Annotated in this window: 16 protein-coding genes; 6 read left to right on the forward strand and 10 right to left on the reverse strand. The window is 72.3% G+C overall.

The features are described 5' to 3' along the window. Positions 1-15 precede the first annotated feature (15 nt). Positions 16-1344 carry a glycosyltransferase 87 family protein gene (locus tag IE245_RS06990; protein WP_373305283.1) on the forward strand — a complete coding sequence of 443 codons (1329 nt, stop codon included), beginning with the start codon at positions 16-18 and terminating at the stop codon, positions 1342-1344. A 51-nt stretch (positions 1345-1395) separates the two neighbouring features. On the opposite strand, the gene IE245_RS06995 is transcribed toward IE245_RS06990, so the two are convergent. After that, on the reverse strand, positions 1396-6357 hold the full coding sequence (locus IE245_RS06995; RefSeq protein ID WP_189945834.1) for an NAD-glutamate dehydrogenase: 4962 nt from the start codon (positions 6355-6357) through the stop codon (positions 1396-1398). A 427-nt stretch (positions 6358-6784) separates the two neighbouring features. Here IE245_RS06995 and IE245_RS07000 point away from each other — a divergent pair, with 427 nt between their 5' ends. Continuing rightward, positions 6785-7339 (forward strand): DJ-1/PfpI family protein, encoded by a 555-nt coding sequence (locus IE245_RS07000; RefSeq protein WP_169084264.1) that lies wholly within the window; start codon positions 6785-6787, stop codon positions 7337-7339. Positions 7340-7384: 45 nt separating this feature from the next. Here IE245_RS07000 and IE245_RS07005 read toward each other — a convergent pair whose 3' ends face one another. Then, a complete protein-coding gene (locus IE245_RS07005) occupies positions 7385-8047 on the reverse strand; it encodes an HAD family hydrolase (protein ID WP_189945835.1) in 663 nt (220 codons plus the stop codon). Between the two features lie 24 nt (positions 8048-8071). Then, entirely contained in the window at positions 8072-8578 is a 507-nt protein-coding gene (locus IE245_RS07010; RefSeq protein WP_189945836.1) for a DUF6912 family protein, read from the reverse strand. 217 nt (positions 8579-8795) lie between these two features. Between IE245_RS07010 and IE245_RS36730 the strand changes: the two genes are divergently transcribed. Continuing rightward, positions 8796-9491: an Rv3235 family protein gene (locus IE245_RS36730; protein WP_229851112.1), complete on the forward strand. Its 696-nt coding sequence runs from the start codon at positions 8796-8798 to the stop codon at positions 9489-9491. Between the two features lie 53 nt (positions 9492-9544). On the opposite strand, the gene secA is transcribed toward IE245_RS36730, so the two are convergent. Then, positions 9545-12346 carry a preprotein translocase subunit SecA gene (gene secA, locus IE245_RS07020; protein ID WP_189945837.1) on the reverse strand — a complete coding sequence of 934 codons (2802 nt, stop codon included), beginning with the start codon at positions 12344-12346 and terminating at the stop codon, positions 9545-9547. 239 nt (positions 12347-12585) lie between these two features. Between secA and IE245_RS07025 the strand changes: the two genes are divergently transcribed. Further along, on the forward strand, positions 12586-13224 hold the full coding sequence (locus IE245_RS07025; protein WP_189945838.1) for a GNAT family N-acetyltransferase: 639 nt from the start codon (positions 12586-12588) through the stop codon (positions 13222-13224). Positions 13225-13233: 9 nt separating this feature from the next. After that, the gene (locus IE245_RS07030) at positions 13234-14436 is read left to right on the forward strand and encodes a winged helix-turn-helix domain-containing protein (RefSeq protein WP_189945839.1); all 1203 of its coding nucleotides are present in this window, start codon (positions 13234-13236) and stop codon (positions 14434-14436) included. A 142-nt stretch (positions 14437-14578) separates the two neighbouring features. Here the strand turns inward: IE245_RS07030 and IE245_RS07035 are convergent, their stop codons facing one another. The 6 genes from IE245_RS07035 to mtrA form a co-directional block, all read right to left on the reverse strand. Next, positions 14579-15343, reverse strand: a complete 765-nt coding sequence (locus IE245_RS07035) for a response regulator (protein WP_189945840.1) — start codon at positions 15341-15343, stop codon at positions 14579-14581. Between the two features lie 201 nt (positions 15344-15544). Then, positions 15545-16231, reverse strand: a complete 687-nt coding sequence (gene hpf, locus IE245_RS07040) for a ribosome hibernation-promoting factor, HPF/YfiA family (protein ID WP_229851113.1) — start codon at positions 16229-16231, stop codon at positions 15545-15547. Between the two features lie 294 nt (positions 16232-16525). Further along, positions 16526-17380, reverse strand: a complete 855-nt coding sequence (locus IE245_RS07045; RefSeq protein ID WP_189945841.1) for a ComF family protein — start codon at positions 17378-17380, stop codon at positions 16526-16528. 229 nt (positions 17381-17609) lie between these two features. Next, positions 17610-19484, reverse strand: coding sequence for an LpqB family beta-propeller domain-containing protein (locus IE245_RS07050; RefSeq protein ID WP_373305284.1), 1875 nt, complete (start codon positions 19482-19484; stop codon positions 17610-17612). Beyond that, positions 19474-21477: an MtrAB system histidine kinase MtrB gene (gene mtrB, locus IE245_RS07055; RefSeq protein WP_189945842.1), complete on the reverse strand. Its 2004-nt coding sequence runs from the start codon at positions 21475-21477 to the stop codon at positions 19474-19476. The genes IE245_RS07050 and mtrB overlap by 11 nt, the downstream gene beginning before the upstream one ends. Before the next feature lies 1 nt (position 21478). Beyond that, a complete protein-coding gene (mtrA, locus tag IE245_RS07060; RefSeq protein ID WP_030498730.1) occupies positions 21479-22156 on the reverse strand; it encodes a two-component system response regulator MtrA in 678 nt (225 codons plus the stop codon). Between the two features lie 333 nt (positions 22157-22489). On the opposite strand from mtrA, the gene IE245_RS07065 reads away from it, so the two are divergent. Continuing rightward, positions 22490-23653 (forward strand): hypothetical protein, encoded by a 1164-nt coding sequence (locus IE245_RS07065; RefSeq protein WP_189945843.1) that lies wholly within the window; start codon positions 22490-22492, stop codon positions 23651-23653. Positions 23654-23813: the final 160 nt, after the last annotated feature.

Here is a 23813-nt window from a genome sequence, read left to right on the forward strand (position 1 = left end):
ACATATCGTCAGAACGTGACGCCGCCCGATCACCGCAATCACCCCCGAGACTCCACCCCGGCCTCCCCTCCGGCGGCCGCGCCCGCACCCCCCTCGCTCACCCGCTCCCCCTTCGAGTCGGACTCCTTCACCTCCGCCACCTTCGTCACCGTCGGGAACGGCCCCGCCCTCGCGCTCGCCGTCGTCTGGCTGGTCACGCGGGTGGGCATGCTGGCGCTGCTCGCGAGCGACAGCCTCGGCATCGGCGGGGTCGGCAACGAGGTGCGGCTCCTCTACCGCCACTGGTACGGCTTCTTCGCCGACGGCGCGTTCCCGCCCGCCGACCCCACCTGGCAGTACCCGCCCGGCGCCGGCCTCGTGGTCATGGCGCCGGGGGTGCTGATGCCCTGGCTCGGCTACACGCAGGCGTTCGTCGTCCTCACCCTGCTCGCCGACGCGGCCGTCACCCTCGGCCTGGCCGTCGCCGACCGCGCACGGCTCACCCACGGCGCCTGGTACTGGGTGTGCGGCCTGCCGCTCCTCCTGCACCTGCCGCTGGCCCGGTACGACGTCCAGGCCACCGCCCTCGCCGTCCTCTCGCTCCTCCTCCTCAAGATCCGCGCGCCCGCCGCGCACCGGCTCGGCGGGGCGCTCGCCGGCCTCGGGGCGCTGGTCAAGGTGTGGCCGGCGCTCGCGCTGATCGGCACGCCCCGGGGACGTACCACCCGGGAGGCGTGGACGGCCGCCGCGGTCACCGCCGCCACGCTCCTCGCCGTCCTCGCGCTCTTCTTCTCCGACTCGCTCGGCTTCCTGCGCCACCAGGGCGCCCGCGGCGTCCAGGTGGAGTCCCTGGGCGGCACCGCGCTCGCCCTCGGCCGCGCGTCGGGGCTCTGGCCGGGGACGACGGAGCTGCGCTACGGCGCCTACGAGTACGTCGGCCCGTACGTCTCCACCCTCGGCCACCTCTTCCTCCTGCTGACCGTCGCCGCCGTCCTCTGGCTGGTGCTGTGGCGGCTGCGCGCCACCCGCTGGAGCGAGGCGACCCCGCTCGACGCGGCCCTCGCCGCCGTCCTGCTCCTCACCGTCACGAGCCGGGTGATCAGCCCCCAGTACCTGGTCTGGCTGCTCGGCCTCGCCGCCGTCTGCCTGACGTCCCGGCGGACCGTGATGCGCCCGGTGGCACTGCTGCTGCTCCCCGCGGCGGCCCTCAGCTCGCTCGCGTACCCCGTCCTGTACGCCGAGGTCGTCACCGGCACTCCGCTCGGCCTGGCCGTGACGGCCGCCCGCAACGGGCTCCTGCTCGCGGCCGCCGCCGTCGCCGCCCACCGGCTGTGGCGGGCCACGGTGCCCCCGGCGGAGGAGTAGCCGAAGGCCCCGCCGGACGGGATGTCCGGCGGGGCCTTCACGCGTCGACCGTCAGCTGTGCGCGCGCAGCAGCGTCCGCATCGTCCGCATCGCGACCGACAGGTTCGCCAGGTCGAAGGTGTCCGAGCCCTGGATCTCCTCCAGGGTCGCCCGGGCCCGGCCGAGGATCGGCGCGTTGTTCTCCTCCCACGCCTTGAAGCGCTCCTCGGGCGTCGAGGTGCCGTTGCCGGCGGCCAGGACGTCGGAGGTGAGCGCCGCGTGGGCGGCGAAGAGGTCCTCGCGGATGGAGGCGCGGGCCATGGACTGCCAGCGGTCGGCCCGCGGCAGCTCGATGATCCGGTCCATCAGGTCGGTGATCCGCAGCCGGTCGGCGAGGTCGTAGTAGACCTCGGCGACGGCCAGCGGGTCCTTGTCCGTGCGGTCGGCGATCGCGACGATGTCGAGCGTCGGGAAGGCGGACGAGAAGCCCGCGACGCGCACGGCCAGCTCCTCCGGGACGCCGAAGCCGGTCAGCTCGTCGAGGATCGACCGGTACCACTCCGCGTCCGAGCCCCGCAGCAGCTGCGGCAGCTGCCGCCAGACCTGGTCGACGCGCTCGGCGAAGAACTCGATGGTCTCGCCGATCGCGATCGGCTGCGGCCGGTTGTTGAGCAGCCAGCGGGTGCCGCGCTCGACGAGCCGGCGGGAGTGCAGCCGCATCCGGGTCTGGACCTCGGCCGGGACCGTGTTGTCGAGCGCCTCGACGGCGTCCCAGACCTCGGCGAGCCGGAAGATGACCCGGGCCGCGGTCTGGGCGCGGACGATCTCCTCCAGGGACGCGCCGGTCTCCTCGCGGAGGCGGTGCAGGAAGGTCGAGCCGCCGGTGTTGACGGTGTCGTTGACCAGGACGGTGGTGATGATCTCGCGGCGCAGCGCGTGGTGGTCGACGGCCTCGCCGAACTTCTCGCGCAGCAGCGTCGGGAAGTAGGCGTGGAGCAGGCCGGCCAGGTACGGGTCGTCGGGCAGCCCGGTGCCGATCAGCTCGTCGGCCACCGTGATCTTGGTGTACGCGAGGAGGACGGCGAGCTCGGGCTGGCTGAGGCCCTTGTCGGTGTTGAGCAGCTCGCGGATCTGCCGGTCGTTGGGCAGGAACTCCAGCGAGCGGTCGAGCGCCCCGTCGCGGCCCAGGCGGCGCATGAACCGCTGGTGGGCGTGGAGCAGGGACGGCGACTGGGCGACGGCGTTGGCGAGGGCGGTGTTCTGCGCGTAGTTGTTGCGCAGGACGAGCCGGCCGACCTCGTCGGTCATCTCGGCGAGGATCTTGTTGCGCTGCTTGACGGTCATGTCGCCCTCGGCGACGAGCCCGTTGAGCAGGATCTTGATGTTGACCTCGTGGTCGGAGGTGTCGACGCCGGCGCTGTTGTCGATGGCGTCGGTGTTGATCTTGCCGCCGGTGCGCTCGGGGCCGCCGGCGCGGGCGAACTCGATGCGGCCGAGCTGGGTGGCGCCGAGGTTGCCGCCCTCGCCGACGACCTTGGCGCGGACGTCCCGGCCGTCGACGCGGATGGCGTCGTTGGCCTTGTCGCCGACGTCGGCGTTGGACTCGACGCTCGCCTTCACGTACGTGCCGATGCCGCCGTTCCACAGCAGGTCGACGGGCGACTGGAGGATCGCCTTCATCAGCTCGGCCGGGGTGAGCTTGGTGACGCCCTCCTCGATGCCGAGCGCGGCCCGCATGTGGGCGTTGACCGGGATGGACTTCGCGGTGCGGGGGTGGATGCCGCCGCCCGCGGAGAGCAGCGAGGCGTCGTAGTCGGCCCAGGAGGAGCGGGGCAGCTCGAAGAGGCGGCGGCGCTCGGCGTACGAGGTGGCCGCGTCCGGGTTCGGGTCGATGAAGATGTGGCGGTGGTCGAAGGCGGCGACCAGGCGGATGTGCTCGGAGAGCAGCATGCCGTTGCCGAAGACGTCGCCGGACATGTCGCCGACGCCGACGACGGTGAAGTCCTCGGTCTGGGTGTCGTGGCCCAGCTCGCGGAAGTGCCGCTTGACGGACTCCCAGGCGCCGCGGGCGGTGATGCCCATGCCCTTGTGGTCGTAGCCGGCGGAGCCGCCGGAGGCGAAGGCGTCGCCGAGCCAGAAGCCGTACGACTCCGCGACGCCGTTGGCGATGTCGGAGAAGGTGGCGGTGCCCTTGTCGGCGGCGACGACGAGGTAGGTGTCGTCCTCGTCGTGGCGGACGACGTCGACCGGGGGCACGACCTCGCCGGCGACGAGGTTGTCGGTGATGTCGAGCAGCGCCGAGATGAAGGTCTTGTACGAGGCGATGCCCTCGGCCAGCCAGGCGTCGCGGTCCACGGCGGGGTCCGGGAGCTGCTTGGCGACGAAGCCGCCCTTGGCGCCCACGGGCACGATGACGGTGTTCTTCACCATCTGCGCCTTGACCAGGCCGAGGATCTCGGTACGGAAGTCCTCGCGGCGGTCGGACCAGCGCAGGCCGCCTCGGGCGACCTTGCCGAAGCGCAGGTGGACGCCCTCGACGCGCGGCGAGTACACCCAGATCTCGAAGGCGGGGCGCGGCGCGGGGAGGTCGGGGATGGCCTGCGGGTCGAACTTCATCGACACGTAGGAGTGGGGGCGGCCGTCCGCGGTCTTCTGGAAGAAGTTCGTCCGCAGCGTCGCCTTGATGACGGTGAGGAAGGACCGCAGGATCCGGTCCTCGTCCAGGCTGGCGACCTGGTCGAGGGCGCCGTCGAGCTCCTCCAGGATGCCGTCGATGAGCTCGGTGCCGGCGCGCTGGCGCTCCGGTGCCATCCGGGCCTCGAAGAGGGAGACGAGCAGCCGGGTGGTGTGGACGTTGTTGCGGAGGGTGTCCTCCATGTAGTCCTGGCTGAACATCGCGCCGGCCTGGCGGAGGTACTTGGCGTAGGCGCGCAGCACCATCGCCTCGCGCCAGGTGAGCCCGGCGGAGAGGACGAGGGAGTTGAAGTTGTCGTTCTCGGCCTCGCCGGTCCAGGTGGCGGCGAAGGCCTCCTGGAAGCGCTCGCGGGCGTCGTCGCCGACGAAGTCGCCGCCGTTGCCGGCGGGGGCCGGCATCCGCAGACCGAAGTCGTAGATCCAGGCGTGGGTGCGGTCGGCGCAGCGGAGCTCGTAGGGACGCTCGTCGGTGACCTCGACGCCGAGGCGGTTGAGGACCGGCAGGACGGCGGAGAGGGAGACCTGCTCGCCGGTCTTGTAGATCTTGAAGCGGCGCTCGCCGGGGCCGGCGGCGACGGGCTCGTACAGGGAGAGCGCGAAGTCCTTGCCGCCGGCGATGAGGGCTTCCATGCGGACCAGGTCGGCGACGGCGGCACGCGGCGAGTGGTCGGCCTTGTAGCCCTCGGAGAAGGCGTTGCCGTAGCGGCGGAGCAGCTCGGCGGCGCGCTCCTCGCCGAACTCGGCGTTGAGGGCCTCGCCGAATCCGTCGGCCCAGGAGCGGGCGGCCTCGACGAGCCGGGCCTCGATGCGGTCCACGTCGGCGTCGGTGAGGGCGGTGAGGACCGTGCCCGGCTCGACGCGGATGACGAAGTGGAGGCGGGAGAGGATCGACTCGGTGTTCCAGGCGGTGAAGTCGACGGAGGTGCCGTTCAGCTCCTCCTTCAGGATGTCGATGATCCGCAGCCGGACGCGGGTGGTGTAGCGGTCGCGCGGCAGGTAGACGAGGGCCGAGTAGTAGCGGCCGTACTCGTCCTGGCGCAGGTAGAGCCGCAGCCGGCGCCGCTCCTGGAGGTACAGGACGCTGGTGACGATGGACTGGAGCTGGTCGACCGGGGTCTGGAACAGCTCGTCGCGCGGGTAGGTCTCCAGGATCTGGAGCAGGTCGCGGCCGTCGTGGCTGTTCGGGGAGAAGCCGGCGCCGGCCAGCACCTCCTGGACCTTGCGCTTGACGACGGGCACGCGGCGCACGGACTCGGTGTAGGCGGCGGAGGAGAAGAGGCCGAGGAAGCGGCGCTCGCCGATGACGTTGCCGTCGGCGTCGAACTTCTTCACGCCGACGTAGTCGAGGTACGACGGGCGGTGCACGGTCGCGCGGCTGTTGGCCTTCGTCAGGATGAGCAGCTTGTGCTCGCGGGCCTTGGCGCGGGCGTCGGCGGGCAGCCGGCTGAAGGACGGGGAGACCGGGTGGGCGTGGTGGCCGGACTCGCCGTCGGTGTGGTGCGGGTCGGCGCGCAGGATGCCGAGGCCGGTGCCGGGGACGGCGGCGAGCGCGTCGCCGTCGACGAGCTCGTACTCGCGGTAGCCGAGGAAGGTGAAGTGGTCGTCGGCGAGCCAGCGGAGCAGCTCCTGGGCCTCCTCGACCTCGGTGGGCCGCAGGTCGGAGGCGGTGGGCTCGCCGGCGAGGCCGTCGGCGATGCGCAGCGCGGCGTCGCGCATCTTCTCCCAGTCCTCGACGGTCTCGCGGACGTCGGAGAGGACGCGGAGCAGGTCGGCGGTGATCTGCTTGAGGTCGGCCTTGTCGGTCTCGCGGTCGATCTCGACGTGGATCCAGGACTCGGCGAGCGCGTCGTGCGGCAGCTCGCCGTGGATCTGCGTCGACAGGACCTCGATGAGCCTGCCGGTGATGTCACGGCGGACGAGGACCTGCGGGTGGATCACGACGTGGATGCCGCGGCCCTGGCGGGAGAGCTCGTTGGTGACGGAGTCGACGAGGAAGGGCATGTCGTCGGTGACGACCTCGACGACGGAGTGGCTGCTGGTCCAGCCGTTCTCCTCGACCGTCGGGGTGTGCACGCGGACGTTCGCGGTGCCCTGCGGGCGGTTCTCCGCGAGCTTGTAGTGGGAGAGCGCGGCGCCGAAGACGTCGTCCGGATCGCGGTCGGAGAGGTCCTCGGGGGCGGTGTGCAGGTAGTAGCGCTGGAGATAGTCGAGCACGGTGTCCCGGTCCGGGCGCGCGCCCTCCGGGCCCGTCGGAAGTCGCCCCCCGACCGGGCTGTGCTCAGCTACGCGGGCGGCCCTCTCGAGCAGCTCGGCCTTTGCTTCGTCCAGCTTGGTCTGCATGTCCTCTGCTCCTGTCGCGCGCCGTTGCGTGACGTCGGTGGAAGGAAGAAAGGGCACAACGCCTCGACGCGGTGGTTCCTGTCGAGGTCGACGCTATGCCCGGATGAGAGATGCCCGGATCGGAACCGGCCACGGAGGGCGGCGTTTCCGGACGGAGGGGATCGGCGAACGCACGGGCGGCCCGGCCGCGTGAGCGGGCCGGGCGGCAGCCGGGGGCCGCACTGCCCCCGCGGCGTATCGCGCTGATCACGGGAAAAGCCTATCGCTCGAGCCCCCTGCCCCGTCATGAGCCGTATGTGTACAAAAGCGGGGGCGGAAGTTTGACGTTATGGACAGCGACACATGCACTCTTGGCGGATCGCGCGGAACGGTGCAGCGTGGGCGCGTGCACGACGAGGACCGACCGTCCCTGGAGACCGGGAGAGCCATGGCGAAGATCTTGATCGTGACGGGTGACGCGGCGGAGTCGCTGGAGGTGTTGTACCCGTACCAGCGTCTGCTCGAAGAAGGGTACGAGGTCGACATCGCCGCCCCGGCGCGCAAACAGCTCCGGTTCGTCGTCCACGACTTCGAACCCGGCTACGACACGTACACCGAGAAGCCCGGCTACACCTGGCCCGCCGACCTCGCCTTCTCGGAGGTCGACCCGGGCGACTACGCGGCCGTGGTGATCCCGGGCGGCCGTGCCCCGGAGTACCTCCGCAACGACCCGGAGCTCCGCAAGATCCTGAAGTCCTTCTTCGACGCCGACAAGCCGGTGGCGCAGATCTGCCACGGCCCGCTGCTCACGGCGGCGGTCGGCGGCCTGGAGGGCCGCAGGGTGACCGCGTACCCGGCCCTGGAGCTGGACATGCAGGCGGCGGGCGCCGACTTCCAGGACTCGGCGGCGGTCGTCGACGGCCTGCTCGTCTCCTCGCGGGCCTGGCCGGACCACCCGACGTGGATGCGCGAGTTCCTGAAGGTGCTGCGCGCCAAGGGCTGAAGGCCCGGGCGGGGGCGACCCGCAGGGGCCGCCCCCGTACGCGGGTCAGACCAGCTCCTCCGCGACCGCGACGGCCTCCTCCAGGGAGTCGACCACCGGCACGCCGACCCGTTCCAACGAGGCCCGGCTGTGCGAGCCCCCGGTGTAGAGCACCGCCCGCGCCCCCACGTGCCCCGCCGCCACCGCGTCGTCGGCGGCGTCGCCGATGACGACGATCCGCTCGGCCGGGACGGCCAGCGCCTCCAGGTGGCGCACCATGTGGCCGGACTTGCCGTCCGTGGAGCTGTCGGGGCGCCCGTCGACCCGGACGAACCGCTCCGCGATCCCGTGCCGCCGCACCAGCGGCAGCAGGTCGGCGTGCGGGGCGAGCGAGAGCAGCGACTGGGTGGCGCCGGCGGCCTGCCGGGCGGCCAGCAGCTCGGCGGCGCCCGGGGTCAGCCCGCAGCCCTCCGCCCGCTCCCAGTAGTGGCGGTGGAAGGTGCCGTCCATGAGGGTCCACTCGGCGTCGGTGGGCAGCCGGCCCATCAGCCGCTCGTAGAACCTCGGCACCGGGACGGTGTACAGCTCGCGGTACCGCTCCAGCGTGATCGGTTCGAGGCCGAGCTCCGCGAAGGCCGCGTTGGTGGCGCCGATGACGGCGGCGATGTCGTCGAGCAGGGTGCCGTTCCAGTCCCAGACCAGATGCTTCCCCGAGTGGTGCTTCCCCATGGAGCGACGGTACAGCCCGTGGCCTCAGCCGAGGAGGGAGGGGATCTCCTGGATCCCGAACCAGAGCAGTTCGTGGTCCTCGGCCCCGTCCACGACGAACTGCGCGTCGTCGTCGCCCTGGTCGGCGGCGCCGAGCGCGGCGGCCGCGGCGGTCACGTCCGCCTCGGCGTCGTCGGCGTCGGCGTGCACGGCGGCGGCCTTCGCGAGGACCACGGGCCCGGCGATCCGGACCTCGCCGATCGCGCCGGCGTCGAGCCCCCGGTCCGGGTCCACGACGGCGTCCTTGTCGGCGACGTCGACGGCCACGACCACCCGGCGGCGCGGCGCCTCCGGGTCCCCCGCGACGAGCCGCAGCGAGGCGGCTGCGGCCCGGCTGAGCGCCGCGTACTCCAGCTCCTCGATGTCGTCCGAGACGTACCACTCGCGCAGCGCCGGGGTCACCGCGTAGGCGGTCAGCGGCCCGGGGCCCACCTCGCCCGCCTTGTGCGCCTGTGCGAGACCGGGAAGGGTCAGGGGGACGTACACGCGCATGGCTGGCCGCTTTCGTAGTCGGAAACGCCCTCAGGATACGTCCGCCCCCGCCACCCCGGGATGTCCACCCGTGGCCCCGCATCACCCTGATAGGCGAATCACCCTGCGTGTCCGCTCCCGCCGCGCCCCCCTTGCGACCCCCGGCGCCCGCCCCGTACAAGATCCCCACGGAAAGTTACCGACCGGTACCGACCGGTCACCCTCCGAAGGGACCGCCATGCGCCGGCAGACCACCACGAGCACCCCCGAAACACAGCACCCCGGCACCGCCGCCGCGGGCGCCCCCTGCCCGACCGCCGTCGCGGAGCCCGGCGGGCAGGGCCCCGGCGTCCCCCCGCGCGCCCCGCGCCCGGCCGGCGCCGTCCCCGAGCCCCGCGGCCTCCCGGCCGCCCTCCACGCCCACGCCACGGCCCCGGCCGGCGCGGGCCGGGCCGCCACCCTCGCCGCCGCGCGCACCGCCCGCCGCCCCGGCGGCCCCGGAGGCCCCTCGCGCCCGACCGTGCCCGGACAGGGCGGACCCGGCGGACGGCCGGGCCGCCCCGGCCGGGGCGCCATCACCCGGCGGGAGCTGCCCGTGCACACCGCCTTCGCCGAACGCCTCGTCGCCGTGCTCAGCGGGGAGCGGCCCGTCCACTCGATGCTGGGCCTGACCGTCGGGGAGGCGTACGAGCAGCTGGTACGGCTCGCCCCGAGGACCGTGCCGCGCGGGCTCGGAGTCCGGCCCGTCCTGCGCCGGTGCGCCGCGCAGCCGCACGCCGGGGACACCGTCCTGGAGGTCTTCGCCTCCCTCGCAACCGGCCACCGCGTCCGCGCCCTCGCCTTCCGCCTGGAACGCGGCGACGACCACCGCTGGCGGTGCGCCGCCGTCGAACTCGACGGCCTCGGCCGGCTCGTCGGCGGCGCCCGGCCATGACGAAGGGCCCCGCCGGACGGATCCGGCAGGGCCCCTCGGCCAGACTCAGCGGGTCACTTCTTGCGGCGACGCCCGCCCGCGCTCTTCTGCGCCTTGCGACGCTCCGCCCGCGTCAGGCCGTCGCCCGCGTCCTCGCCGTCCGACGCGAAGTCGCCCTCGACGACACCCCCGTCACCGTCCACCGACGGCGCCGAGAAGTGCAGCCGGTCCGGCCGCTGCGGGGCGTCGAGACCCTTCGCGCGGATCTCCGGACGGGCCGCCGGCACGGCCTCGCCCTTGTCCAGGGACGGCGCGCCCGCCTGCACCGGAACCTCCTCGACCTGCTGCTCGACCTGGACCTCCAGGTTGAACAGGTAGCCGACGGACTCCTCCTTGATGCCCTCCATCATGGCGGTGAACATGTCGAAGCCCTCGCGCTGGTACTCGACCAGCGGGTCCTTCTGCGCCATCGCCCGCAGGCCGATGCCCTCCTGGAGGTAGTCCATCTCGTAGAGGTGCTCGCGCCACTTGCGGTCCAGGACCGACAGCACGACCCGGCGCTCCAGCTCGCGCATGATCTCCGAGCCGAGCTGCGCCTCGCGCGCCTCGTACTGCTCGTGGATGTCGTTCTTGATGGACTCGGCGATGAACTCGGCGGTGATGCCCGCGCGGTCGCCCGCCGCGTCCTCCAGCTCCTCGACCGTCACCTTCACCGGGTAGAGCTGCTTGAAGGCGCTCCACAGCCGGTCGAGGTCCCACTCCTCCGCGAAGCCCTCGGCGGTCTCCTGGCGGATGTAGTCGTCGATGGTGTCGTCCATGAAGTGGTGGATCTGCTCCTGCAGGTCCTCGCCCTCCAGGACGCGGCGGCGCTCGCCGTAGATGACCTCGCGCTGCCGGTTCAGCACCTCGTCGTACTTCAGGACGTTCTTGCGCGTCTCGAAGTTCTGCGTCTCGACCTGCGACTGGGCGGAGGCGATGGCCCGGGTGACCATCTTGTTCTCGATCGGCACGTCGTCCGGCACGTTCGCCATGGCCATCACGCGCTCGACCATCTGCGCCTTGAAGAGCCGCATCAGGTCGTCGCCCAGCGACAGGTAGAAGCGGGACTCGCCCGGGTCGCCCTGACGGCCGGAACGACCGCGCAGCTGGTTGTCGATGCGCCGCGACTCGTGGCGCTCGGTGCCCAGCACGTAGAGCCCGCCGAGCTCCTTGACCTCCTCGAACTCCGCCTTCACGGCCTTCTCGGCCCGCTCCAGCGCGCCCGGCAGGGCTGCGGCCCACTCCTCGACGTGCTCGACCGGGTCCAGACCCGCCTGCCGCAGCTCCGCCTCGGCCAGGTCGTCCGGGTTGCCGCCCAGCTTGATGTCGGTACCACGGCCGGCCATGTTCGTCGCGACGGTGACCGCGCCCCGGCGGCCGGCCTGGGCGACGATGCTCGCCTCGCGCTCGTGGTGCTTGGCGTTCAGCACCTCGTGCGGGACGCCCCGCTTCGACAGCTGCTGCGAGAGGTACTCGGACTTCTCGACGGACGTGGTGCCGACGAGGACCGGCTGGCCCTTCTCGTGCTTCTCCACGATGTCGTCGACGACCGCAGCGAACTTGGCGACCTCGGTCCGGTAGATCAGGTCCGACTGGTCCCTGCGCTGCATCGGCTTGTTCGTCGGGATCGGGACGACGCCGAGCTTGTAGATCTGGTGGAACTCGGCCGCCTCGGTCATCGCCGTACCGGTCATGCCGGACAGCTTGTCGTAGAGGCGGAAGAAGTTCTGGAGGGTGATCGTGGCGAGCGTCTGGTTCTCGTCCTTGATCTGCACGCCCTCCTTGGCCTCGATGGCCTGGTGCATGCCCTCGTTGTAACGGCGGCCGGCGAGGATACGGCCGGTGTGCTCGTCGACGATCATGACCTCGCCGTCGATGACGACGTAGTCCTTGTCCTTCTTGAACAGTTCCTTCGCCTTGATGGCGTTGTTCAGGTAACCGACGAGCGGGGTGTTCACCGACTCGTACAGGTTGTCGATGCCCAGCCAGTCCTCGACCTTGGCGACACCGGCCTCGTGGATGCCGACCGTGCGCTTCTTCTCGTCGACCTCGTAGTCGCCGGTCTCCTCGATGCCCTTCAGCGGGTTGCCGGGCTCGCCCCGGGTGAGGCGGGTGACCAGCTTCGCGAAGTCGCCGTACCACTTGGTGGCCTGGTCGGCGGGACCGGAGATGATCAGCGGCGTACGGGCCTCGTCGACGAGGATCGAGTCGACCTCGTCGACGCACGCGTAGTTGTGGCCGCGCTGCACGAGCTCGTCCTTCGACCAGGCCATGTTGTCGCGCAGGTAGTCGAAGCCGAACTCGTTGTTCGTGCCGTACGTGATGTCGCAGGCGTACTGCTCGCGGCGCTGCGCCGGCGTCATGTTGGCGAGGATGCAGCCGACCGACAGGCCCAGGAACTTGTGGACGCGGCCCATCATCTCGGAGTCGCGCTCGGCCAGGTAGTCGTTGACCGTGATCAGGTGCACGCCCTTGCCGGACAGCGCGTTGAGGTACGCCGGCAGCGTGCCGACGAGGGTCTTGCCCTCACCGGTCTTCATCTCGGCGACGTAGCCGAGGTGCAGCGCGGCGCCGCCCATGATCTGGACGTCGTAGTGGCGCTGGCCGAGGACGCGCTTGGCCGCCTCGCGCACGGTGGCGAAGGCCTCCGGCAGCAGGTCGTCGAGGCTCTCGCCGTCGGCGTACCGCTGCTTGTACTCCTCGGTGAGGGCCCGCAGGTCGGCGTCGGAGAGGTTGACGAAGTCCTCTTCGATGGAGTTGACCTGGTCCGCGATGCGGTGCAGTTTGCGCAGGATCTTGCCTTCGCCTGCACGCATGAGCTTGTTGAAGACGGACACTGAGGCTGGTCTCCTTGCCGGTCGGGCCTGGCACTGGGTCTTGTACGGACACGAGCGCGGGCACGGCAGGTGGTCCCCACCGCAACGGCCATCGTAAGCGAGACCACCCTCACGGAGGGAGGCCCGCAGGGCCGCCGCCGCACGTCCGCCCGCAATAGAGAACGCACGAGGTGGTCGGAAGGTGCCGCGGCTTCCGAAAAGTGTTCGCTTCCGCCCCGCCCGGTCCTCACAATCCGGGCATGGATCCCATCACGCTCACCAGCGACCGCCTCCGGCTGCGCGGCTTCGTCCCCGAGGACGAGGACGTCGTGTACGCCCACTGCCAGGACCCCGCCATCCGACGCTGGACGACCGTCCCGGACCCGTACCCCCGCGAAGCCGCCACCTTCTTCCTCACCCGGCTCGTCCCCGACGGCTGGCGCGACGACTCCGACTACACCTTCGCCGTCGAGCCGCTGGAGGGCGGCCCGCTGTTCGCCTCCGTCGGCCTCCACAACCGCGGCAGCGGCGTCTGGGAGGTCGGCTTCTGGCTCGCCCCCGGCCACCGCGGCCGGGGCTACATGACCGAGGTCGTCCGCACCGTCGCCCACTGGGCCTTCACCGGACTCGGCTGCGTCCGCCTCGTCTGGCGCGCCGAGATCGGCAACACCGCCTCCCGCGCCGTCGCCGAACGCGTCGGCTTCGCCCTGGAGGGCGTCCAGCGCGCCGGCCTCCTCCACAACGGCACCCTCAGGGACTGCTGGACCGGTTCCCTGCTCCCCTCCGACTTCGGCCTGCCCAGCCCCGTCCCGTACCTCCCGCCCCGCGAGGCCCCGCCCGCCGCGGCCCCCCGCCCGACCGCCCCGGAAGCCTCCGGCACTGTCGGTCCCGGGGCCTAGGGTTTCCCCATGACGACCGAGCCGAAGACCGCCCCGCCGACCTCTCCGAAGCCCGTTCCGAAGCCCACCGCCGCCCTCTCCGCCACCGAGGCGCGCAGGATCGCCCTGCGCGCCCAGGGCTTCCTCGGCGCCCCCGACCGCCGGGCCGGCGTCCGCGGCGTACTCCGTCACCTCGGCCAGGTCCAGCTGGACACCATCTCGGTCCTCGCCCGCTCGCACGAGCTCATCCCCTACGCCCGCCTCGGCGCCGTCGGCCGGACCGCGGTCGAGGAGGCGTACTGGTCCGACGGCCACGCCTTCGAGTACTGGTCGCACGCCGCCTGCATCCTGCCCGTCGAGGAGTGGCCGCTCTTCGCCTTCCGCCGCCGCGCCTACCGCGCCCGGCCGCAGTGGTACCACGACCTGCCGGAGGGCGCCTACGCCAAGGTCGTCGACCAGCTGCGGTCCGAGGGACCGCGGACCGCGACCGAGCTCGGCGGCGCCAAGAACAAGGGCGAGTGGTGGGACTGGTCCGACACGAAGATCGCCGTCGAGCGGGCGCTGATGTTCGGCGAGGTCGTCGTCACCGAGCGGCGCGGCTGGAAGCGCGTGTACGACCTGGCGGAGCGCGCGATCCCCGAGCCGCTCCGCCACGACGACCTCGACGACACCGAGTGCGTACGGCGGCTCGTGCGGCAGGCGGGCGAGGCACTGGGCGTCGGCACGCGCGCGGACATCGCCGACTACCACCGGCTGAAGGGCGAGCAGTTCGACGCCGTGGTCGCGGACTCCGGGCTGGTGCCGGTCGAGGTGGAGGGCTGGGGGAAGCCCGCCTGGGCGGACCCGGCGGCCCTCGCCGCCCCGCCGCGCGGCCGGCACCGCACGACGCTCCTCTCCCCCTTCGACTCGCTGATCTGGGAGCGGGCGCGCACCGAGCGGATCTTCGGCTTCACCCACCGCCTGGAGGCCTACGTGCCGAAGCCGAAGCGGGTGCACGGCTACTTCGCGATGCCGGTCCTCGCCGGCGGCCGCCTCGTCGGCCGCGTGGACCCCGCCCGCGAGGGCCGCACCCTCGTCGCCAAGCAGGTCTCCCTGGAGGGCCCCAAGGCCGTGGAGCCGGTCGCCCAGGCCCTCCGCGAGGCCGCCGACTGGGTCGGCTGCGACACGGTGCGCGTCGAGCGCCTGGACCCGCCGGAGCTGACCCCTCTCCTGGTCAAGGCCCTGAACGCCTAGGCCTGGCATGCGGGGCTTCGGGCGGGGGGCCCTGCGTGCGGGGGCCCTGAACGCCCGGGCCTTGCGTGCGGGGGACTTCAGGCGCGGGGCCTCGGGGGCCCGAGCCTTGAGCGCCCGGGCGTCACCTCACCTGACCGTCACCTCACCGGATCTCCAGGATCTTCTCCCGCATGGCGTACACCACGGCCTCCATGCGGGAGTGGAGCTGGAGCTTCTCCAGGATGTTCCGCACGTGGTTCTTCACCGTGTTCTCGGAGATGAACAACTCCTTGGCGATGTCCCGGTTGTTCATGCCGGTCGCGACCAGCTTCAGGACCTCCAGCTCGCGGTCGGTGAGCCGGGGCGCCGGGACCAGCCGGCGCTCGTCGGTGCGCTGGATCATCGACTTGAACTCGGTGAGGAGCTTCGACGCCATCGACGGGCTGATCTGGGACTGCCCGTCGGCGACGGCGCGGATCGCGGTCGCGACCTCGTCGGTGGAGATCTCCTTGAGCAGGTAACCCGTCGCGCCCGCCTTGATCGCGTCGTACAGGTCCGCCTCCTCGTCGCTGATCGTCAGCATGATGATCTTCGCGCTGGGGGCGACCTCCTTGATGGAGGTACACGCCTCGATGCCGCCGCGCCGGGGCATCCGCACGTCCATCAGGACGATGTCCGGCAGCAGGTCCGCCGCCTTGTCGACCGCCTCGGCGCCGTCACCCGCCTCGCCGACGACCTGGATGTCCTCCTCCTGCGCGAGGACGATCTCCAGGCCCCGCCGGAACAGCGCGTGGTCGTCCACGACCAGAACCCGGATCGGCTCTGCCCGATAGACCTCGGCGGCCGGATCCGGTCCTTCCGCGACACCCTCATGGGCGAGCGCACCGCGCTCGTGACCGCCGAGCACCGGGCCGAAGCTGTCTGCCATCGTTCCTCCCCCTGAAGGCCGTGGCCTGAATTCGTTTCCGGTCCTCCAACCACTGCCCAAGAGGCACCGGTTGGCGTGCACGCCATGATTTCATGCCCGGACGCTCCCGGGGTCTCCTCAGGGGCGCACAAGGGTGCCCCTGGGGGCGCGAGGGGCGCTCCAGGGGCACCGGAAGAGCCGGACGATCAGCCGTTCGACGGGTCAGCCGCCGAGCGCGCCGCCCGCTCCGCCGCTGTTCTCGGCGAGCGGGTCGTTCTCCAGGTGGATGACGCCGTAGTCGTACGCGTGGCGCCGGTAGACGACGCTCGGCTGCTTGGTCTCGGCGTCGACGAAGAGATAGAAGTCGTGCCCGACCAGTTCCATCTCGTAGAGGGCCTGGTCGAGTCCCATCGCGGCGGCCCGGTGCGTCTTCTCGCGGACCACGAGCGGACCTTCGCCCTGGACCTCGATCGACCCCACCATCTTGGTGGGAACCTCGCCGCCGGTCTCGTCGGCGACGAGCTCGCCCTGGCCGTTCAGCTGGGCCACGCCGGGGACGACGTCGGCGACCTCCGCCGCGGACAGCCGCCCGTTGCCCCTGCGGGTGTAGCGCTTGTCGTGCTGCTTGCGGAGCCTGGCCTCCAGCTTGTCGCTGGCCAGGTCGAGGGCCGCGTACGCGTCGGCGGCCGACGCTTCCGCCCGGATGACCGGGCCTCGGGAGTGGAGGGTGATCTCCACGCGGTCGGACCGGTCGGCCTGCCGCGGGTTGGGCTCCTTGGACACCTCGACGTCGAGGCTGATCACCTTGCCGTCGAGCTTCTGGATCTTCTCCAGCTTCAGCTTCTCGGCCACGTGCTTGCGGAACCGCTCGGGCACCTCGGTCTTGCGGCCCTTGACGACGATGTCCACGCAGAACTCCGTTCCCGGATAGCCCGCCCGGCTCCCAGGCCGGCGGGCATCTCCCTTTGCACCAGCTCCGGCGGTTTCACCGGAGCTCGGACTTGGCGACTTCGACCTCCTCCTCCCCAGCCGACAAGATCGCCACCCCGTCGACGGGAGGTTAATTCGCCTTTAACTCCTGTCCTGTGCGCAACCATGTATGCGGTGAGGGACCGGGATTTTCGCCCGCCCTCACAACCGAACATAGCCCCTTCGGACGGGTGTCGGCACCCGCTGCCGAGTCTTGGCTCCATTCGGAGGCTTTCACCTCTCACCACCTGCAACGATCCAAGTTCCTGACGAGTTCCGGTTTATTTCGAACGAAGCGGGAGATGATGCGATCACAGCCGCCACCCGCTGTTCGGATTCATGCTGCGCGAAATCACTTCCGGATCTTTCCGCCGCCCCAGAGGTGAACGGCGGGTGGAGGATTCCGGTGCCCGCGCCGCGGCCCCGGGCCACGTCCCCGAGCGCGCGCGCCGCCTCCGCGAGCGTCGCCCCGGTCGTCATCAGGTCGTCCACCAGAACCACCCGCCCGCCCGCCAGGAGCCGCGCACCGCCCGGCACCACCTCCAGCGCCCCCGCCAGGTTCGCCCGCCGCCCCCGCGCCCCGAGCCCCGCCTGGTCCGCCACGGCCCGCCGCTGCCGCAGCACCGGCACCACCCGCGCCGACCGCCCCGCCCGCCGCAGCCGCGCCGCCGCGGCAAGGGCCACCCGCCGTGTCGGATCGTGCCCCCGCGCCCGCACCGCGCCCCGCGAGGACGGCACCGGCACCAGGAGCAGCGGGCGGCCCCCGCCACCGCCCACGGCCCGCACAGCCCCCTCCACGGCCCGCGCGAGCGCTCCGCCCAGCGGCCCCGCCAGCCCCAGGGCCCCCCGCTCCTTGTGCGCGATCAGCAGCTCCCGCACCACGCCCTCGTACGGCAGGGCGGCGTACACCGGGGGCAGCCCCTCCGGCTCCGGCAGGGGGCGCACCCGCCCGCCCCCTCCCCCCTCCCCCGCCCCGGCCCCCGCCAGCTCCTCCGCGCATCCCCCGCACAGGGCCGTCCGAGGGGCCCCGCAGCCCTCGCAGGTGCCCGGCAGCACCAGCCCGGAGATCTCGCGCCACCAGCCCCGCATGGCTCCACTGTGACGGGACGGGGGAGGGCGTGCCACCCCTGTGGAAAACACCCTGTGGACAACCGCGGAAGGGGCTGTGCCGGGGCGAGAACCCCTGGCACAGCCCCTCGACGTCACACCCCGGGACGGCACAGCCCCTCGACGACACCTCCCGGACGGCACAGCCCCCGGACCGCACAGCTTCTCGACGGCACCTCCGGGACGACACCGCCCCGGGCCTCGGTCCCGCCTACCCGGGATAGACCGGCACGCTCCCTGACTTCACCACCGGCTGCCAGTTCGCGCCGGGCACCAGCCGCACGATGCCGTCGTTGCCCGACGCGGCGAGGAGCGGCTCGGTCTCCCGGTAGGGCGCGGCGACCGCGCTGACGCCGTTGAGGCCGGGGAGCACGGAGCTGGCGGAGGTGGAGCCGTCGGTCTGGAGGAAGCGGATCTGCTGGACCCCGCCGGCCTCCCGGCCGACGACGACGAGCCGGCTCGGGCCCGCCCAGGAGACGGACGAGACCGACTCCATGCGCGGCGCGGCGGGCTGGAGGTCGACCACGGACACGACCTGCTGGTCCGCGCCGTCCTGGCGCTCGATCCGGCCGACCTGGAGGGTGGTGCGCCCGTCGCGGGTGATGAGGAGCGCGATCCGCACCCCGTCCGCCGAGACGCGCAGCGACTCGACCCGGGTGTCCTCGGTCAGCCACGGGGTGCGGACCTCGAACCACTTGCCGGTGCCGTCGGGCACGATCACCAGCCGCTGGTGGCCCTTGGCGCGGTCGGCGACCCACAGGTCGCCCCGGCGGCCGTCCCAGCTGGGCTGCGAGAGCCCGTCGCGGACCGCCGCCGGGCCCACGGCCGCGCTCTTGAAGACGGGCGGCAGCTGCTCCTGCTCGGTGGTGATCGAGGAGACGTACATCGCGGTGCCGTCCTCGGACACGCCGGCCGCCCGCGTCTCGCCGCGGGCCACGGCGACGGAGCCCAGCGGCACCGCGCCCTTGCCCAGCGGGCCGGGCACGGGGGCCGGCGGGACGCCGTCCTTCCCGCCGGGGGCGAGCGCCGTCATCCGGCCGTCGTCGTCGACGAAGAACGGCGTCTCGTCCTGCCCCGTGTCCCTGACGGCCCGGAACTCCGCGGCCTGCCCCTTCCCGAGGCGGCACACGGCGCCGCCGCCGTCGGCCTGGAGCTCCACCTGGTCGACCCGTACGGAGGGCAGGTCGCCTAGCGTGACGAGCATCTGGGCCGCCATCCGCCGGCACACCTCGCCGCCGAACCGGTCGGCCTTCGCGTTGAGCGGCACCTTGAGCGTGAACTGGTCGTCGGTCGTCAGCGTGGTGACGTCCGCCTTCAGCTCCGTCCCGGACGGGAAGGGCGAGTCGACGGCGGGCCTCAGCCAGTGCGTCGGTCCTTCCAGGAGCGCCTTCACGGTCTGCGTCACCGTGTCCATGCGGGTGACTGGGTCCTGGCGCTGCCGGATGTAGACGGGGTCGGCGACCAGCCAGTCCTCGCCGGAGGCGAAGTAGTACTTGTTGACCGAGCGGTAGTTCCGCAGGAAGTCGGCCTCGCCGAGGACCAGGCCGGGCGGCAGGCCGTCGATCCGCCACTCCTTGTCCTTGCCGCCGGCCACGGTCTCCTGCACGACGTGGATCGTCTGCGTGTACTCGACGGGGCTGTTCGGCTGGTACGCGTGCCGGGCGTCCACGGTCGCGATCTTCCGGCCGGAGATCGGGTACGCGCGTCCCTGGTTCTCGGGGTCGGCGTTGCGGTCGGCGCTCTTGCGGTCGGGCGCGGTGGCGAGCACGGTGATGCTCTGTTCCGGCTTCCAGGACTCGGCCGCCTGCCGGGTCAGGTACTTGCGGGCGGTGGCGAACCCGGGGTCGTCGCTGGTCATGGCCTCCAGGAAGCCGTCGACGATCTCGTCCGGGTCCGCGTTCTCCCGGGGGGCGACCGCGTAGACCCGCACCTGCGAGTCGCCGGGGTTGGCCCCGCGTACGTCCTGGACGTCGCCGCTGTCGGGCATGGTGGCGCAGCCCGTGGCCAGGACTCCGCCGCAGGCTGCGAGCACCAGCGCCCGTCCGGCCCGTCCCCGCCCCGCCCGCCTCCGCGCGTCAGCGCTCACGTGTGCCGTCCTCCCGCTTCGCGTTTCCCGCCCTGTCCGTGCCCTGTTCCGTCTCGGCCGCCGTCCGTGCCACCACCCGGGCGCCGTTGCCGGGCAGCGCCGCCGGGTCGACGGCCGCGGTCGGCGGCGCCGGGACGCGCGGCGGCACGCCGGGCAGCGGGGCCCGTTCCCCGGCGGGCTGGGCGGGTACGGAGGCGGTGCGCCCCGTCTCCTGTGCCCGGCCCGTGGCGGCCTGTTCCCGGTTGCGCCGGGAGTCCTCCGGTTCCAGCGGTATCGGCGATCCCCGCAGCGGCTCGTCGGCGGTGCGCGGCAGGGTGAGCCGGAACTGCGAACCGCCGCCGGCCTCGCCCCACGCCTGGAGCCAGCCGCCGTGCAGCCGCGCGTCCTCGACGGCGATGGACAGGCCGAGGCCCGTTCCGCCGGTGGTGCGCGCGCGTGCCGGGTCGGCCCGCCAGAAGCGGTTGAAGACCCGGGTGGCCTCGCCCGGCTTCAGTCCGACGCCGTAGTCGCGTACGGCGACGGCGACGGCCCCGCCGGCCGCGGCCAGTTTGACGACGACGTCGCGGCCCTCACCGTGCTCGACGGCGTTGACGACCAGGTTGCGCAGCACCCGTTCGACGCGGCGGGCGTCGGCCTCGGCGACGACGGGCTGCTCGTCGCCGACGACGACGATCCGGGTGCCCTTGCGTTCGGCGAGAGGCTCGGCGCCGCCGATGACCCGGCGCACCACCTGCCGCAGGTCGATCGGCTCGGCCTCCAGGGCGGCGGCTCCCGCGTCGAAGCGGCTGATCTCCAGGAGGTCGGAGAGCAGCGACTCGAAGCGGTCGAGCTGGTCGCCGAGGAGTTCGGCGGAGCGCGCGGTGACGGGGTCGAAGTCGACGCGGGCCTCGTGGATGACGTCGGCCGCCATCCGTACGGTGGTCAGCGGGGTCCGCAGCTCGTGCGAGACGTCGGAGACGAACCGCCGCTGCATCCGCGACAGCTCCTCCAACTGCTGGATCTTGAGCTGGAGGTTGGACGCCATCTTGTTGAAGGCCTCGCCGAGGCGCGCGATGTCGTCCTCGCCGGTGACCTTCATCCGTTCCTGGAGCCGTCCGGCGGAGAGCCGCTCGGCGATCCCGGCGGCCATCCGTACGGGGGTGACGACCTGCCGCACCACGAACCAGGCGATGGCTCCGAGGAGGACGACGACGAAGAGTCCGGCGGTCGCCAGGGTGGTCTTGACCAGGGAGAGGGAGTCCTCTTCCTGGGTGAGGGGGAAGAGGTAGTACAGCTCGTACTGCTTGCCCTCGGCGTCGTTGAGCCGTTTCCCGATGACCAGGCCCGGCTCGGACGGCTTGTCGCTGGTGTAGTGGATGCGCCCGAACTTCTGGAACGGCGAGTTGCCCTGCGCCACGTAGTGCCGCAGGTCGACGGGGACGGACCGCGCGGGGTCGACCTCGCCGGAGGCGCGGGCGCCGCGGCTCGCGGTGTCGCCGGAGTCCAGCGAGAGCGCCACCACGTTGAACGCGTTCTGCCCGCCGCTGGCGAGCTGCTCGACGAGGGTGGAGCGCCAGTTCACCGATGACCCGGCCCGTACGCCGTCCTGCTGCCCGGGCGTCAACGGCGTGGTCGCGGCCCGGTCCTGCGCGGCGGAGAATCCGCCGGCGGCCTGGATCTGGGCGGCCTTCTCCTTGGTCTCCAGGAGGCCGTTGCGGACCTGTCCGATGACGACGAGGCCGAGGAGCAGCACGACACCGAGGGACATCAGGAGGGTGCCGGCGACGACCCGCAGCTGGATGTTCCGCCGCCACAGCCGTACCGCCGGCAGCAGTGGCCGGCGCACCAGGCGGGCGACGATCCGGAAGACCCTGCCTCCCGGCGTCCCGTCCTGGAGGAGCCGTCCACCGCGCCTGAGGCGGCCGGAACGCGAGCCCCCCCGTCCCGGTCCGGCAGCCCGCCCGGTACGGCCCCCGGGGGCCGGGGACTCCGGAGCAGCACTGCCCTTGCTCATGTCAGCTCGGTCCCGCCTTGTAACCGACGCCACGGACGGTCACCACGATCTCCGGCCGCTCCGGGTCCTTCTCGACCTTGGAGCGCAGCCGCTGGACGTGCACGTTCACCAGCCGGGTGTCGGCCGCGTGCCGGTAGCCCCAGACCTGTTCCAGGAGCACCTCGCGGGTGAACACCTGCCACGGCTTGCGGGCGAGGGCGACCAGCAGGTCGAACTCGAGCGGCGTGAGCGCGATGGACTGGCCGTCCCGCTTCACGGAGTGCCCGGCCACGTCGATGACGAGGTCGCCGATGGTGAGCTGCTCCGGCGCGGGCTCCTCGGAGCGCCGCAGCCGCGCCCGGATGCGGGCGACGAGCTCCTTGGGCTTGAACGGCTTGACGATGTAGTCGTCGGCCCCGGACTCCAGGCCCACGACGACGTCGACGGTGTCGCTCTTGGCCGTCAGCATCACGATGGGCACGCCGGACTCGGCCCTGATGAGCCGGCAGACCTCGATGCCGTCCCGTCCGGGCAGCATGAGGTCGAGCAGCACCAGGTCCGGCTTGGCCTCCCGGAATGCGGCGAGGGCCTTGTCGCCGTCCGCGACGAACGACGGCTCGAACCCTTCGCCCTTGAGCACGATCCCGAGCATCTCGGCCAGTGCGGTGTCGTCATCGACGACGAGAACGCGTCCCTTCATATCGACATCATCCCATTTCCGTATCAGTCTCAAGGCGGCTGGTGAGATACCTCACTGACCTGCGACAACGTCCCGGACGAAGTCTCTGACTCCCCGTGTCCGGGCGCCCCGCCGCCAGTAACGACTGTCACCCCCCGTGCCCCCGTGGTCGCCCTGAACCGTACCCCGCCGGGCCGCGGACGCCCATGTCCGGGACGGTGCTTCCTGCCCGGTCCATGGCGGGGTTCCCCGTGGCACGATGGCAGCCGGCCCGCCGCCCGACCGTGGACGGCCGCCGTGACCAGGCCGGTTCGCCGACCGGCACCGCGACCCAATCCTTCGAGGTGGACGACCGTGAACGACACTCCGGGCCGGAACACGCCCGGATCCGCCCCTTCCGACGGCCAGGACGGCTCCGCGATCCCCGGGCAGCCCTCCGCGCCGGAGCCGGAGGGCTCCGGCCCCCAGTGGTCGAAGGACCAGCCGCCCGCCGGCCGCTGGTCGCCGCCTCCGGGCGGCCCGAACCAACCGCCGGCTCCCGGCCGGGCCTGGGGGAGCCCGCCTCCGCAGCGCGGCTGGGGCGGCTACGGCGCCCCGGCGGCCCCGAAGCCGGGCGTCATCCCCCTGCGTCCGCTGGGCGTCGGCGAGATCCTCGACGCCGCGGTCCAGACCCTCCGCCGCTACTGGCGTACGGTGCTGGCGGTGACGGTCCCGGTGGCCGTCGTGACCCAGGTGGCGCTGGTGTTCGTGCAGCGGTACCTCTCCGCGGAGTTGCCGGACCTGCACGCGGACGCGTCCCCGACGGAGCAGCTGGAGGCGGCCTCCGCGTATCTGAGGGCCTCCGTCACCGAGCTGGCCCCGACGATGCTGGTGTCCGTGGCCGCCTCGGTCTTCACGAGCGCCCTGCTCACCATCGTGGTCAGCCGGGCGATCCTGGGCCGGCCCGTGACGGTCTCCGAGGCCTGGCGGGAGGCGAGCCCGCGTCTGCCGCAGCTCCTGGTCCTGTCCCTGGCCCTGCCGCTCGGCGCCGGGGCGCTCGCCTTCGTGGCGATGCTCCCGGGTCTGCTGCTCGGCGGGGCGGGCGGCGCGACGCTCGCCTTCCTCGGCGGCACGGCGGCCTTCGTGGCCGTCGTCTGGCTGCTGATCCGCTTCGGCCTGGCGTCCCCGGCGCTCATGCTGGAGCGTCAGGGCGTCGTGGCGGCGCTGAAGCGTTCGGCGAAGCTGGTCGACGGCTCCTGGTGGCGGGTCTTCGGCATCACGGTGCTGACCCAGCTCCTCATCATGATCTTCACGATGCTCCTGACGATCCCGTTCACCGCGATCGCGTTCGCCGTCGACGGCGGCTTCGAGCTGACGTGGACGTACCTCTCGATCATGGCCGTCGGCGGAATCGTCACCAGCTCCCTGACGTACCCGATCGCCGCAGGGGTCTCCGTCTTCCTCTACGTCGACCAGCGCATCCGCCGCGAGGCCCTGGACCTGGAACTCACCAAGGCCGCGGCCGGCACCGACGACTGATCCCCCATCACAACGGCCCCCGTTCTCCGATCCGAGGAGACGGGGGCCGTACTCATACCGGCGGGCACCGCACCGATGCGGGTTCCGTGAACGCGGAAAAGCCCCGCACCACAAGGGTGCGGGGCTTTCCCACAATAATTGTTCGGCGGCGTCCTACTCT

It is taken from the genome of Streptomyces roseolus (assembly GCF_014649855.1).
GTDB lineage: Bacteria > Actinomycetota > Actinomycetes > Streptomycetales > Streptomycetaceae > Streptomyces > Streptomyces roseolus.